The 11893-nt window shown below is 68.5% G+C and carries 12 protein-coding genes; 1 reads left to right on the plus strand and 11 read right to left on the minus strand.

Features of this window, described 5'->3' with window-relative positions; genetic code table 11:
* Positions 1-54: 54 nt before the first annotated feature.
* A complete protein-coding gene (locus HCR12_RS03320; RefSeq protein WP_166867789.1) occupies positions 55-876 on the plus strand; it encodes an SDR family oxidoreductase in 822 nt (273 codons plus the stop codon).
* 68 nt (positions 877-944) lie between these two features.
* On the opposite strand, the gene HCR12_RS03325 is transcribed toward HCR12_RS03320, so the two are convergent.
* The 11 genes from HCR12_RS03325 to HCR12_RS03375 form a co-directional block, all read right to left on the minus strand.
* Positions 945-1340, minus strand: coding sequence for a RidA family protein (locus HCR12_RS03325; protein ID WP_166867787.1), 396 nt, complete (start codon positions 1338-1340; stop codon positions 945-947).
* A 2-nt stretch (positions 1341-1342) separates the two neighbouring features.
* Positions 1343-2197 carry a fumarylacetoacetate hydrolase family protein gene (locus HCR12_RS03330; protein WP_166867785.1) on the minus strand — a complete coding sequence of 285 codons (855 nt, stop codon included), beginning with the start codon at positions 2195-2197 and terminating at the stop codon, positions 1343-1345.
* The gene (locus HCR12_RS03335) at positions 2194-2643 is read right to left on the minus strand and encodes a YybH family protein (RefSeq protein WP_166867782.1); all 450 of its coding nucleotides are present in this window, start codon (positions 2641-2643) and stop codon (positions 2194-2196) included. The genes HCR12_RS03330 and HCR12_RS03335 overlap by 4 nt, the downstream gene beginning before the upstream one ends.
* Before the next feature lie 5 nt (positions 2644-2648).
* The gene (locus HCR12_RS03340) at positions 2649-3431 is read right to left on the minus strand and encodes an SDR family oxidoreductase (protein WP_166867780.1); all 783 of its coding nucleotides are present in this window, start codon (positions 3429-3431) and stop codon (positions 2649-2651) included.
* Positions 3432-3465: 34 nt separating this feature from the next.
* Entirely contained in the window at positions 3466-4740 is a 1275-nt protein-coding gene (locus HCR12_RS03345) for an FAD-dependent monooxygenase (protein ID WP_166867778.1), read from the minus strand.
* Between the two features lie 11 nt (positions 4741-4751).
* Positions 4752-5489, minus strand: coding sequence for a dienelactone hydrolase family protein (locus tag HCR12_RS03350; protein ID WP_166867776.1), 738 nt, complete (start codon positions 5487-5489; stop codon positions 4752-4754).
* Positions 5490-5526: 37 nt separating this feature from the next.
* Positions 5527-6423, minus strand: a complete 897-nt coding sequence (locus tag HCR12_RS03355) for a LysR family transcriptional regulator (RefSeq protein WP_166867774.1) — start codon at positions 6421-6423, stop codon at positions 5527-5529.
* 90 nt (positions 6424-6513) lie between these two features.
* The gene (locus HCR12_RS03360) at positions 6514-7377 is read right to left on the minus strand and encodes an ATP-binding cassette domain-containing protein (RefSeq protein ID WP_166867772.1); all 864 of its coding nucleotides are present in this window, start codon (positions 7375-7377) and stop codon (positions 6514-6516) included.
* Positions 7374-9257: a dipeptide/oligopeptide/nickel ABC transporter permease/ATP-binding protein gene (locus tag HCR12_RS03365; RefSeq protein ID WP_166867770.1), complete on the minus strand. Its 1884-nt coding sequence runs from the start codon at positions 9255-9257 to the stop codon at positions 7374-7376. The genes HCR12_RS03360 and HCR12_RS03365 overlap by 4 nt, the downstream gene beginning before the upstream one ends.
* Entirely contained in the window at positions 9254-10198 is a 945-nt protein-coding gene (locus HCR12_RS03370) for an ABC transporter permease (protein WP_166867768.1), read from the minus strand. Before HCR12_RS03370 ends, HCR12_RS03365 begins: the two co-directional genes overlap by 4 nt.
* A gap of 48 nt (positions 10199-10246) precedes the next feature.
* Positions 10247-11770 (minus strand): ABC transporter substrate-binding protein, encoded by a 1524-nt coding sequence (locus HCR12_RS03375; RefSeq protein ID WP_166867766.1) that lies wholly within the window; start codon positions 11768-11770, stop codon positions 10247-10249.
* Between the last annotated feature and the right edge of the window lie 123 nt (positions 11771-11893).

Consider the following 11893-nt stretch of genomic DNA (forward strand, 5'->3'; position numbering starts at 1 on the left):
GTCATTTACGAGACATAATGTCTCGTAATTACTCTCACCATTGAGGAGCGTCACATGGCGAACACCGCCGTCATCACCGGAGGCACCGGAGGCATGGGCCTCGCCACCGCCAAGATCCTGGGCCGCGATCACCGCATCGTGCTCGCCGACCTCAGCCAGGAGCGCATCGACGCAGCGGTCGCCGAGCTGAAGGCCGAGGGCATCGACGCCAGCGGCCAGGTCTGCGACATCACCGACCGCGCCTCGATCGAGGCACTGTTCGACGCCGCGGAGCAGGGCGGCCACGTGCGCGCCGTCGTGCACACTGCGGGCATCAGCCCGCAGATGGGCAGCGCCGAGAAGGTCGCGCACATCAACGGCTCGGGGACCGTGAACATCACGCTCGCCTATCTCGCGCGCGTGCAGGAGGGCGATGCGCTCGTCAACGTCGCCTCCATGTCGGGCCACCAGCTGCCGGGCCTGCTCATCCCGAAGGGCGCGTTCCGCAAGGCCGAGACCGACCCGGCGGCCTTCGAGAAAGCCATCGTGAAGCGCGCGGGCATCGCCAAGAAGATGAAGTCGGGGCTCGCCTACGCCATCTCGAAGACCTTCGTCATCTGGTACGTGCGCCAGAAGGCCGGCGCGTTCGGCGCGAAGGGCGCCCGCATCGTCTCGGTGTCGCCCGGCAACTTCGACACCGCCATGGGGCGCCTCGAGAAGGACCACGGCGGCGAGGCCATGATGAAGACCGCCGCGATCAAGCGCTTCGGCAAGCCGGAGGAGATCGCCGCCGCGCTCGCCTTCGCCGCGAGCGAAGCGGCCGGATACCTCACGGGCGTCGACATCCTCATGGACGGCGGCGTGATCACCGGCCAGCAGGTCGCCAAGGGCAAGTAGCCCGCATCGACGACGGCCCCGGCATCGCGCCGGGGCCGTCGTCATCTCGCGCGCGCGGTGTGCTGCGGTCAGATCCGTTCGTCGGTCAGGATCGCGACCACGTCGCACTGCACCTTCGAGCCGCCGTCGAGGGTCGCGGCCATCGCCTGGCGCGCCGGTCGGTCAGCGGGCGATGGGAACATCGCCTCCCATTCGCGGTTGAGCGCATCGCGGTCGCGGTAGTCGGCCAGCCAGAATGTCAGCTTGGCGATGTCATCGACCGAGCCGCCGACCGCATCCATGAGTTCGCGGATGCGCTCGAACACGTTCGTCATCTGCTCCTCGAGCGTGTCGGGCATCTCGAGCGACTTCGGATCACGCCCGGTCAGCACCCCCGAATGCACGAACGACCCGACGCGGCTCGCCACCGGAACCGGGTTCCGGTGGGCGAATCCCTCGAGGTAGATGCTCTCTCGCGCTCCCACGATCACGGCTCCGGGACGACGGTGTTCTCGATGAAACCGAGGCCCTCGATCTCGGCGCGCACGATGTCGCCGACCTTCAGGAAGTTGCCTGTGGGGGCGCCGATGCCGCTCGGGGTGCCGGTTGCGAGGATGTCGCCCGGTTCGAGGGTGAAGACCTGCGAGAGGTACGCGATCTGCTCGTAGATGTTGTAGATCATGTCGTCGGTGCGGTGGCGCTGGCGCTCCTCGCCGTTGACGGTGAGCACCATCTCCAGGTTCAGCGGATCGGCGATCTCGTCATCCGTCGTGAGCCACGGGCCGATCGGGCCGTGCGTGTCGAACGACTTGCCGAGCGTGAACGTGGGGGAGAGCTTCTGCAGCCAGTCGCGCACGGAGACGTCGTTCGCGACGACGTAGCCGGCGATGTGCTTTCGCGCGTCCTCGACGGAGACGTGCTTCGCACGCGTGCCGATCACCACTCCCAGCTCGATCTCGTAGTCGAGAGCATTCGAGACTCGGGGCAGATTGATGTCACCGTAGGGAGCGTTGAGGCAGCTCACCTGCTTGTTGAACCAGAACTGGCTCGTCGGCGTGGGAATGCCGGCGGCGGCCGCTTCGGCGGCGTGCTCCTTGTAGTTCATTCCGATGCCGAGATACTTCGAGGGTGCGTCGATGGGTGCCTCGAGCACGACATCCGACAGCGCAATCGCGGGACCGGTCGCCGCGAGGATCGCGCCCTTCAGTGTGGGGAGCGCGGGGAGGATCTCGCGCAGCGACGTGCCGACTCCGGGAACATCCGAGATGTCGACGAGCGAGGTGCCGTCGACGCGACCGAGTCGGGCAGGGCCGTCGGCGATCCGGTAGCGGGCGATCTTCATTCGAGGGTCCCTTCGTCGGTGGGGGTGGATTCCGTCGTCTCTGACGGCAGCGGCGGCCAGGCGAGTTCGCCGTTCGGCGTCATCTGGAAGCTCACGAAACGCCACACGCCATCCGGGTCGCGCCGCAGCACCTGGGTGGCGACGCCGCCGAGAGTGCGCTCACCGCCGCCGTCTTTGCGCAGTCGATTGCGGATGGGGCCTGTGATGATGGCGGTGTCGTCGTACACGCGCACCAGCAGCTCGCCGCGCTGGATGTCGAGGTACACCTGGCGGGTTCGGGTGTGCTCGAGCAGCTGCGCCTTGTTGTGTGTGACCCCGGGGGCGTGGATGTGCACGAGGTCCTCGGCGAACAGCTCGTCGAGTGCGTCGAGGTCGACGGCGATGAGGGCGCGTCGGCGCCGGTCCTCGAGCTCGAGGATGTGCTGGATGGTCTCTGTCTCGTTCATGTCGCTCAGATCAGTCCGGGGTAGCTTCCGCCGTCGAGTTGGATGTTCTGCCCCGACAGGTAGCCCGCCTGCACGCTGCACACGAATGCGCAGGTGTCGCCGAGCTCGTCGGGGGTGCCGAGACGCTTCACGGGGATCGTGGACGCGATCCTCGCGTAGGCCTCGTCTCGGCTGATGCCGGTGGCCGCTGCCAGGCGGTCGGCCATGAACTGCTGCCGGGGCGAGTCGATGCGCTCGGGCAGCAGGTTGTTGATGGTGACGCCGTCGGCGGCGGCGTCTCGGCTGATCGCCTTGCTCATCGCGGTGAGCGCGGCACGCGCGGATGCCGACAGCCCCATCTCGGGAGCCGGCGCCTTGACCATCGCCGAGGTGATGTTCACCACGCGGCCGAAGCCGCGCGCACGCATCCCGGGGAGGTAGGCGCGCATGAGCTCGACCGCGGGAACCATGTTGAGGCGCAGCGCCTCCACGAGCGCGAACTCGTCCCACTCGTCGAGGGTGCCTGGTGCGGGGCCCGCGTTGTTGGTGACGAGGATGTCGACCGCGGGGACGGCGGCGAGGATCGCCGCACGCCCATCCGCGGTCGTGAGGTCGGCGGCCACCGTGGAGACGTCAGCGCCGGGCACCTCGGCGGCGATCCGCCGGGCAGCCTCCGCGAGGTGCTCCGGCCGTCGGCCGTTGAGGGTCACGGCGACGCCTTCGCGCGCAAGTGAGCGCGCACACGCGTAGCCGAGCCCCTGCGACGACGCCGCCACGAAGGCGACGCGTCCGGCGATCCCGAGATCCATGGTCCGTCCTCTGCTCCTCTATCGACGCAGCGGATCACTCCGCGGCGTCCTCCAGCCATGTGCGGAAGCCCGTCGTCTCGCCCGCGTCGCGACCGGGGCGGGGTTGACCGACCATCGCGTGGTACGGCCCGAAGATGCCATCGGCCTCCTCGAGAGGCAGCACGTCCTCGATGTTCTCGAACGGCTTGCCGTCGGTGCGCTCGGCGACCATCCGGCGGATGACCTCGTAGCCCTCGCCGCGCATCGACATGACGATGCGGTTGACCATCTCGCGACGCTCGGCGTCGTAGGCGACGAATGCCTCGTGGATGTCGTCGTGCAGGGCGAGCTTCTCGGCCACCACGCGGGCGTCGAGGAAGGCCTGGCATACGCCGTTGCCACCACGCGGGTACATCGCGTGAGCGGCGTCACCGAGCAGAGTCACGCGTCCGTCGACCCAGTTGTCGAGCGGCGCGTGGCGGATGAGCGGGAAGAGGTACACCTCTCGGGCGTCGCGCATGAGCTGCTGCACGTCGAGGTAGGGGATCTTCGTGGTGTCGTACAGCGGCACGATGTCGTCGACGGTGCCGATGGCGTTCCAATCCTCGACCGTCTCGTCGCGCTCGTACTCGACGACCCAGTTGATGAGCTCCTTGCCGGTGCCCTCGTAGTCGTGGGCGATCGGGTAGATGATCATCGACGAGATCCGGGGGTCGCCGATGTGCAGGATGGTGTGGCCGTTGCGGATCGGCTCGCGCAGCGTCGTGCCGCGGTACATCGTGATGCCGGAGTAGACGGGCTCCGAGATCTCGGGGTGCATCTGCTTGCGCACCTCCGACTTGATGCCATCGGCAGCGATCACGGCGTCGTGGCGCACCTGCTCGGTGCGGCCGTCGCGGTGCTCGAGATCCAGGGTGACGCCCTCGTCATCCTGGGTGTAGCCGACGACTCGCGCGCCGTAGGTGATGACCTCCGGACCCATGCGGTCGATGACGGCACGGTGGAACATCATCTGCAGCTCACCGCGGTGCACGAAGCGCTGCTCGTGCAGGTAGCCCATGTGCACACCGCACTTCTCGGCGTAGATCTCCTGGCCGTGGTGGTTGTAGAAGATCGAGTCGACCGCGTCGACCGACATGGCGCGGAACTCGTCGAGGAGTCCGAGCTCCTCGATCTCCTTCACGCCGTACACCTTGATGTCGACGCCGACTCCGAGGGGCTTGAGCTCCTGCACCGATTCGTAGATGTGCGGGGTGATGCCCTGCTGATGCAGGCGCAGCGCCGTGACGAGTCCGCCGGGGCCCGCCCCGACGATCGCGATGTCCTTCATGGTTGTCTTCCTTACTTCGAGGTGCGGAATGTGTCGGCGAGGAATCGCTCGGTGGCGATTCGGGCCCGCTCAGCGCTGCGCGCGTGGTACGCGAACACGCGGGGGTTGGGGGAGTCGGTCAGGGCGGGGTTGGTGAACGCGTGAACGGTCCCGCTGTAGAGCTGCAGCTCCCAGTCGAGCCCGACGGCGTCGAGGTTCCCCAGAAGCGCGGTGCGCTGCTCGGTGGTCGCCATCGGGTCGTCGGCGCCTGTGCAGACGAGCACGGATGCGGTGCCGGGCGCGGGCGTCCATGACGAGTCGTCGAGCAGGTCGAGTCCGGCGTGGATCGCGACGACGCCGCGCAGTTCGCCGCCCGCACGCAGCAGCTCGAGCGCTGTCGAGCCGCCGAAGCAGTGGCCGACTGCGACGACGCGACCGGGGTCGACCTCCGGTTGCGCGATGGCCGTCTCGAGTGCGGCAGTCGCACGGGCGACCCATCGAGCGCGGTCGCCGACCATCGAGCCCATGAGGGGCCCGATCTCGTCCGGCCCGCTGGGAGTCGTGCGTCCGCCCCAGACATCGGCTGCGAAGACGGTGTAGCCGAGTGCCGTGTATGCGTCGACCCAGCCGAGCGCGAACGGCCCCAAGCCGAACGCATCGTGGAACAGCAGCACGGTCGGGCGCGCCTGCGCCCCCGTGGGCGCTGCGAGCAGACCGAGCATCTCGGTGCCGTCGTGGGAGTACGCGATGTCGCGCGCGATGGTGCTCATGCAGCCGCCTCTCCGGGCGCGACTGCCGAGCCGCGCGTCACTCGGTTCGCGCGGTGCGGAACCAGTTCGTCATGAAGTCCAGGAACACTCGCACCCGCTCGGGCGTGCGCCCGCCAGGCCCGTGCACCGCGTACAGCGAGCGCGAGCCCACCGGCCAGTCCGGCAGAACCTCCACGAGCGCCCCCGATTCGAGCGCCGCGGTCGCCGAGCGGCGCGGCAGCAGGCCGATGCCCGAACCCGCCTCGACGATCTGCTCGATCACGAGGTAGGCGTTCGTCGACACGAGCGGATTCTGCACCCGCATCGTCACGGCCGATTCGCCCGAGCCCAATCGCCAGGTCGCGTCCGAGGCGTGCGCGATGAGGTCGTGCTCCCGCAGCTCGTCCGGGTTCGCCGGCATGCCCCGCTTCGCGAGGTACTCGGCCGATGCGGCCAGCAGGAACGGCAGCTCTGTGATCCGCCGCACCCGCACCCGCGAGTCCTTCGGGTCGCGCGCATGCAGCGCCACGTCGAAGCCCCGATCCAGGAAGTCGTACGGCCGATCCGAGATCCCGCCGAGCTCGAGCTTCACGCGGATCTTCGGATGCTCCGCCACGAACGCGCCGATCGCCGAGCCGAGATCCGATCCGATCCACTTCGGCGAGATCACCGACAGCAGGCCCTCGGCCGAGTCCTGCGCACCTGCGAACCGCGCGTCCGTCTCCTCGATCTCCACGAGGATCCGCTCCGCGAAGTCGGCATAGCTTGCGCCCGCTTCTGTCAGATTGACGGATCGCGAGGTGCGGTTCACCAATCGGGTGCCCAGCTGCTCCTCGAGCTCCGCTACATGGCGTGAGACGAGGGAGGGGGAGATGCCGAGCTCGACCGCCGCTCCGCTGAAGGTCGATGCGCGGGCGACGGCCGTGAAGGTGCGCATCACGGCGAATCGATCCATCGTTGACATCCCCCCTCGGACGGCCGCTCGGGGTGGCCGGCACCGTGAGTCTAGCGAGCGGAGCACCTGCCTCCGGGAACAGGCGGCTCATCACGCGCTCGCCTCCGCGCGCGCTGCGAGGCGGCGCTCGCGGCGCTCCTCGCGTCCGTGCGGCGTCGAGGCCGGGGTGGCGTCGAGAAGCCGGCGCGTGTAGGCGTCCTCGGGCGCGTCGTAGATGCGGTCGACATGGGAGAGCTCGACGAGCCGGCCGGTGCTCATGACACCCACGCGGTGCGCGATGTGGCGCACGAGACCGAGGTCGTGGGCGATGAAGAGGTAGCTCACGCCGGTCGCCTGCTGCAGGTCTGCGAGCAGGTTGATGATCTGGCCCTGCGTCGAGAGGTCGAGTGCGCTCACAGCCTCGTCGCACACCACGAGCCGCGGCTGCAGCACGAGAGCGCGTGCGATCGCGACGCGCTGCTGCTGGCCGCCGGACAGCTCGTTGGGGAAGCGGTCCAGGTGGTCGGCGCGCAGTCCCACCATCTCGAACGCCTCGCGTGTGCGCCGCCGGATCTCCGCGCGATCCGCGACGCCGTGGCGACGCAGAGGCGTCTCAACGGCGTGCGACACGAGGTGCCGCGGATTGAGCGACGCGCCCGGATCCTGAAACACCGCCTGCACCTGGCTGCGGTACGTGAGCGGAGTGGATGCGCCGAACGACTGGATATCCGTACCGTCGAACCGCACCGATCCCGCCATGACGGGCAGCAGCCGAAGGATCGCCTTGCCGATCGTCGACTTCCCCGAGCCGGACTCGCCCACGAGCCCGAGCGTCTCGCCGGGGCCGATGTCGAAGCTCACACCGTGCACGGCGGGCACCATCGTGCGGCGGGCGAAGAATCCGCCGGTCGTCGGGTAGCCGACATGCAGGTCGCGGACCTCGAGGAGGGGAGTCGTGGGCTGGTCAGCGGTCATCGTGCGTCCTCCGCGTCGAGCTCGTCGATGAGCCGGTCGATCTCCTGGCGCAGCTCGCCTTCGATCACGGCGAGGCGGCCATCCGCGTCCGCGTTCGAGGGGTTCGCCTCGAGCAGCGCCCGCGTGTAGAGGTGCTGCGGCGCATCGAACAGCTGGGTCGCCGCCGCATCCTCGACGATGCGGCCCCGGTACATGACGACCGCGCGATCGCACGTCTCAGCGACGACGCCGAGGCTGTGGGTGATCATCAGCACGCCCATGCCGTACTCGTCGCGCAGATCCATGATCAGGTCGAGCACCTGCGCCTGCGTGGTCACGTCGAGCGCACTCGTAGCTTCGTCGGCGATGAGCAGCTCGGGGTCGGCAGCGAGGGCCATCGCGATCGCAACACGCTGCGCCATGCCGCCGGAGAACTGGTGCGGATAGTCATCGAGTCGGCTCGCCGGGTTGCGCACGCCCACCCGATCGAGCAGCTCGATCGCGCGCGCCCTGGCCTGAGCGCGGTTCATGCCCTTGTGGATGCGCAGCGGCTCGGTGAGCTGCACGCCGATCGTGTGCACGGGGGAGAGCGCTTGCATGGGGTCCTGGAAGACGGCGCCCATCTGTGTGCCGCGCACATGGCGAAGCTCGCGCTCGGTGCGACCGGCGAGCTGCTGGCCGTTGAGCACGATGCTGCCGTTCGAGAGCCATGCGCCGGCAGGGAGCATGCCGAGCACGGCGCGGGCCAGGGTCGACTTGCCGGATCCGGACTCGCCGAGCAGGCCGACGACCTCGCCGCGGCCGACCGTGAGAGACACGCTCTTCACCACGTCGACGGTCGAGCCGTCGGGGCGCGCGAAGGTCACGGTCGTGTCGCGCACGTCGAGAACAGGTGCGCCGCTCGACGCAGCCGATACATCTGCGGCGGTCGCGACATCCGAGGTGATCGGGGGCGTCGTCGCGCTCGGCTCGGTCTGTCGGCCGGGCATGTCAAGGCGCGGCACGCGGCGACGCTCGCCCGTAAGGGCGTCGTTGAGGCCGTCGCCGAAGACGCTGAAGGCGAGCACCGTGAGCATGATGGCGATACCGGGAGGCCACGTGAGGAACGGCGCGACGGCCTGCTTCTCGAGCGCGAGGCTCAGGATGCTGCCCCACGTGGGGATCTTGTCGTCGAGGCCTACGCCGAGGAAGCTCATGGCCGACTCGATCATGATCGCCGAGCCGAGGAACACCGCGAACTGGGTCGCGATGGGGCCGATGAGGTTCGGCAGCACCTGACCGAAGATGATCTGGCCGCGGCGGAGTCCCGCCACCTGCGCGGCCTCCACGTAGAGCTTTCCGCTCTCGACCAGCACGACGGCGCGCGTCATGCGGGCGAATGCTCCCGCGAAGATGAGGCCGATGCCGAGCATGAGGGCGAGAGGGTCGCGGCCGAGCAGCGTGACGACCGTGATGCCGATGAGCATGCCGGGCAGCGACTGCGCCATGTCGATGAAGCGCATCCCGATGCGGTCCCACCATCCGCCGTTGAAACCGAAGATGAGGCCGAGCGGAACTCCGATGACGGTAGAGATCGCGACCGCGCCGATCGCGATGATGGTGGCCATCTGTGCGCCGAAGATGACACGGCTCAGCACATCGCGGCCCATGTCGTCAGTGCCGAGCAGATACTGCGCACTCGGGCCCGCGAGCACGTTGTCGAAGTCCGAGGCGGCGGGATCGTGCGGCGCGATGAAGGGCGCGAGAAACGCCGTCGCGAAGAGCAGCACGATGTAGAGCGCAGCGACGACCGTCGCTGGCTGCCGCCGCATGCGGGCGATGATGCGGGCGATGTTGCCGGGGGCTCGGCGGCCCGGGTCGGAGTTCGCCGTCTGGACGGAGGTCGTGAAGGTCTCGCTCATGCGGGTCGCGCCTTGGGGTTGATGAGGCCGTAGCTGATGTCGAGGATCAGGTTGACCAGGATGATGAGGATGGCGATGAGCAGCACCCCGCCTTGCACGATCGCGAGATCCTTGGAGGTCACGCTGTGCAGCAGGAGGCCGCCGACACCGGGGAAGCCGAAGACCTTCTCGATCGCGAAGCTCGCGCCGAGCATGATGCTCACGGTGAGTCCGGTGGATGCGAGCACGGGCACGAGGGAGTTCTTGAACGCGTATCGGAAGATGATGCGCCGACGGGGGACGCCGGCCGCGGTGAGCGAGTCGACGTAGCGCGAGGACATCGCACCCGCCATCGCTGTGCGGGTCTGGCGTGCGATGAGGGCTGCTCCGGCGATCCCGAGCGCGAGCGACGGGAGGACGAGCCCGCGTGCCCAGGCGGCCGGGTCGACGTGGAGCGGCACGTACGAGACGACGGGGAAGAGACGCAGCTGCACGGCGAACACCAGCAGCAGGATGATGCCGATCCAGAACTCGGGTGTCGCGAGTGAGATCGAGGTGATCGCGGTCGAGATCCGGTCGCGGACCGAGCCGGGCTTGGTTCCGCCGATGATGCCGAGGGTGAGGCCGATGAGGATCGCGACGAGCAGACCGCCGACGATGAGCGACAGGGTCGCGGGCAGGCGCTCGGCGTAGAGGTCGAGCACGGGTCGGCCGTTGAGGAAGGACGTGCCGAGGCTGCCCTGGAACAGCTGGGCGTAGAACTCGCCCAGCCGCTCCAGGAACGACCGATCCAGCCCCAGCTGCGCTTCGAGCTTCGCGATGGACTCCGGCGTGGCCGAATACCCGAGGATCGCGGCGGCGGGGCTGCCGGGCATCAGGTAGGTCAGCAGGAAGACCAGGAACGACAGGATGAGCAGCTGGGGCACCGCCAGGGCAAGGCGGGTCAGAATGAGTTTCAACATGGATTCGAGACGACTTTCACTTGCCCTGGCGGATGGGTCGGATGGGGATTACTTGGCAGGAGTCAGGTCGCGGTAGTTGACCGACTTGGGCTCCCACCTCTCGGCCGGAGCGGCGACACCGGAGACGGTGGCGCTGTTCCAGGCGAGCTGCTCGACACCGCGAGCGTGGGCGCAGGTGAGCGCCTCGTCGGCGATGGTCTCGGTGACCTTCGCCCAGAGCGCGTCGGCCTCGTCACCCGATCCCGCGGCGATCGCGGCGTCAGCTGCGGCCTTGAGTGCAGCCGACTCGACACCCGAGGGGTTGCCCGGGGCGCCAGCGGCGAACCACGCGCTGTACCACTCGAACGCGGTCTGCTCGTCGTTCGACGAGAGGCCGAGCGGGTACTTGCCGCTGTTCCACTCGCCGTTGTACTGCGGCGGCGGGAGCTGCGTGACGGTCACGTTCACGTTGCCGAGCGCGGCGCGCACCTGCTCCATGTAGATCTCGATCTGACGAGAGTTGTACGGTGCGCCGACCATCTCGACGGCGACCGACGGGCTGCCCGCTGCGGCGTAGAGCTTCTGGGCCGCGGCGGCATCGAACGGGTAGCCGTCGATGTTCGCGCTGTAGCCTTGGTCGCCCTCGACGAAGTGCTGCGTCGCGGGCTGGCCTTCGCCATCGATCTTCGCCCACTGGTCGAGGTCGATCGCGGTGCAGACCGCCTGGCGAAGCTCCTTCTTCTCGAACACGCCGCCGGGGCCACGGTCGAAGAAGAAGAGGTTGTTGCGGATCGCCGGGTAGGCGAGCGTCTCGATCGAGGTGCCCTCGAAGCGCGGGAAGACGTCGACCTCGGTGTCGGTCACGTCGATCTCGCCGCTCACGAGCGCCGCGGCCGAGGCCTCCGGGTCGGTGATGGAGACGAGCTCGATGTTCGCGAAGCCGGGCTTCTCGCCCCAGTAGTCCGCGAACTCGGAGAACACCATGCGGGTGCCGACGATCGACGTGGCGTCGTCGTAGGCCCACGGCGAGGTGCCGACGGGGGCCGTTGCGATCGAGCCGTCGGCGATGGCCGCGGGGCTTCCGATCGGGAGCACGCGCGAGGTGAGCGTCACCGGAAGCGACGGCGTCGGCGAGGAGAGATTGAGCACGACGGTCGTCGCGTCGACGACATCGACCGACTCGATCGCCTGCAGCGGGCCGGCGTAGGCGGTTGTGCCGCCCTTGACGAGCTCGATGTTGGCCTTGACGGCCTCAGCGTCGAAGGCGGTGCCGTCGTGGAAGGTGACGTCGTCGCGCAGCGTGAGGGTGAGCGAGTCCGCCGTGAGCTCCCAGTCGGTCGCGAGGTTGGCCTCGGGGCCGTTCTCGCCGGGGATGAGAAGCGTCTCGTATGCGATGCGCATCGGTCCGCCCTCCATCTCCTGGCCGGGTGACCAGTTCTCGGGGAACTGTCCGAAGTTCACGCGGAGCGTGGCGTCGCCGCCGTCGTCCGTGGGCTCCGGGCTGGCGGTGCCGGTGGAACACCCGGCGAGGAGGAGCGCTGCTGCCGCGAACGGCACCACCGCCCTCGTGATCATGGCCTTGGTGCGTGGCATGTATGCCTCCTTGCATAGATTGCCGTGGCGTCTGCCGGTGCGAGCCGACAGTTGCGGGTTCACCCACGGTACGGAGCCGCGGATGCGTCAACCACCGGCTCGGGTGCAACATAACTGTGCACG

The sequence above is a fragment of the Salinibacterium sp. ZJ70 genome (assembly GCF_011751865.2).
Lineage (GTDB): Bacteria > Actinomycetota > Actinomycetes > Actinomycetales > Microbacteriaceae > Homoserinibacter.

Bases quoted from the DNA above. Each gene is read 5' to 3' on its own strand.
- HCR12_RS03320 (WP_166867789.1), top strand. From the start codon at position 55: ATGGCGAACACCGCCGTCATCACCGGAGGCACCGGAGGCATGGGCCTC.
- HCR12_RS03335 (WP_166867782.1), bottom strand. From the start codon at position 2,643: ATGAACGAGACAGAGACCATCCAGCACATCCTCGAGCTCGAGGACCGG.
- HCR12_RS03360 (WP_166867772.1), bottom strand. From the start codon at position 7,377: ATGACCGCTGACCAGCCCACGACTCCCCTCCTCGAGGTCCGCGACCTG.
- HCR12_RS03330 (WP_166867785.1), bottom strand. From the start codon at position 2,197: ATGAAGATCGCCCGCTACCGGATCGCCGACGGCCCTGCCCGACTCGGT.
- HCR12_RS03365 (WP_166867770.1), bottom strand. From the start codon at position 9,257: ATGAGCGAGACCTTCACGACCTCCGTCCAGACGGCGAACTCCGACCCG.
- HCR12_RS03375 (WP_166867766.1), bottom strand. From the start codon at position 11,770: ATGCCACGCACCAAGGCCATGATCACGAGGGCGGTGGTGCCGTTCGCG.
- HCR12_RS03370 (WP_166867768.1), bottom strand. From the start codon at position 10,198: ATGTTGAAACTCATTCTGACCCGCCTTGCCCTGGCGGTGCCCCAGCTG.
- HCR12_RS03355 (WP_166867774.1), bottom strand. From the start codon at position 6,423: ATGGATCGATTCGCCGTGATGCGCACCTTCACGGCCGTCGCCCGCGCA.
- HCR12_RS03340 (WP_166867780.1), bottom strand. From the start codon at position 3,431: ATGGATCTCGGGATCGCCGGACGCGTCGCCTTCGTGGCGGCGTCGTCG.
- HCR12_RS03350 (WP_166867776.1), bottom strand. From the start codon at position 5,489: ATGAGCACCATCGCGCGCGACATCGCGTACTCCCACGACGGCACCGAG.
- HCR12_RS03345 (WP_166867778.1), bottom strand. From the start codon at position 4,740: ATGAAGGACATCGCGATCGTCGGGGCGGGCCCCGGCGGACTCGTCACG.